Genomic DNA, 656 nt, shown 5'->3' with positions numbered 1-656 from the left:
GGAACTCGTTCGGCAAAAGCTGGCCGGTGCCGGTTTGAATGAACGAGATGCTGAAAAAGTAGCAGATGTTCTCGTGCACGCTGATTTGCGCAATGTACATTCGCATGGCGTGCTGCGCACAGAACACTATGTGAACAGGCTTTTAGCGGGAGGGATCAATCCTGGGGCACAGCCTGTTTTTAAAGAAACGGGACCTGTGACCGGGGTGCTTGACGGAGACGATGGTTTCGGTCATGTGAATTGCGACATGGCGATGGACCATGCAATTGACATGGCGAAGAAAAAAGGAGTCGGCATGGTCACGGCCGTAAACAGCAGCCATTGCGGAGCGCTAAGCTATTTTGTGCAAAAAGCGGCTGACGAAAAGCTGATCGGAATGGCAATGACGCATACAGACAGTATCGTTGTCCCATTTGGGGGGAGGACTCCTTTTTTAGGGACAAATCCGATTGCTTACGGAGTTCCGGCTAAGCATAAAAAACCGTTTATCCTAGATATGGCGACATCCAAAGTGGCTTTTGGGAAGATTCTGCAGGCCCGTGAAGAGGGCAAAGAAATTCCTGAAGGATGGGGAGTCGATGAAAACGGAGAAGCAGTAACTGATCCTGACAAGATCGTCTCACTTTCAACATTCGGCGGCCCGAAAGGCTATGGAC

The 656-nt window shown here is 50.5% G+C and carries 1 protein-coding gene; it reads left to right on the top strand.

What is annotated here, in order from left to right:
- Positions 1-656: Ldh family oxidoreductase (locus tag ACWHAR_RS28130; protein ID WP_452088576.1), on the top strand; the 656-nt coding region annotated here is incomplete at both ends.

This window comes from Bacillus sp. LR--39, assembly GCF_053613335.1.
This window is presented reverse-complemented; position numbering and strand designations above follow the sequence as displayed.